Annotated in this window: 1 protein-coding gene; it reads right to left on the bottom strand. The window is 72.9% G+C overall.

Features of this window, described 5'->3' with window-relative positions:
- Window positions 1-365 (bottom strand): response regulator transcription factor (locus AB0C16_RS40990; protein WP_357691626.1); only part of this gene is annotated, 365 nt, incomplete at both ends.

The following is a 365-nucleotide window of genomic DNA, read 5'->3' as shown; positions in this document are numbered from 1 at the left end:
ACGTGGCCGGCGTGGACGGAGCGGATGGCGCGGGCCAGCGCCTCGGGGTCGACGTCCTTGTAGACGTATCCCCCGGCGCCGGCGCGCAGGGCGGGGACCACGGTGCGCTGCTCGGTGAAGCTGGTGACGACCAGGACGCGGGCGGGGTTGGCCAGTTCCCGCAGGCGGCGCAGGGCCTCGACGCCGTCCATGCCGGGCATCTTGACGTCCATCAGGACGACGTCGGGCTGGAGCTCCTCGGCGCGGGCTACGCCTTCGGCTCCGTCGCCGGCCTCGCCGACCACCTCGATGTCGTCCTGGACCTCCAGGAAGGTGCGCAGGCCGCGGCGGACCACCTGGTGGTCGTCGACGAGCAGCACCTTGAT

The sequence above is a fragment of the Nonomuraea sp. NPDC048916 genome (assembly GCF_040649575.1).
Lineage (GTDB): Bacteria > Actinomycetota > Actinomycetes > Streptosporangiales > Streptosporangiaceae > Nonomuraea.
This window is presented reverse-complemented; position numbering and strand designations above follow the sequence as displayed.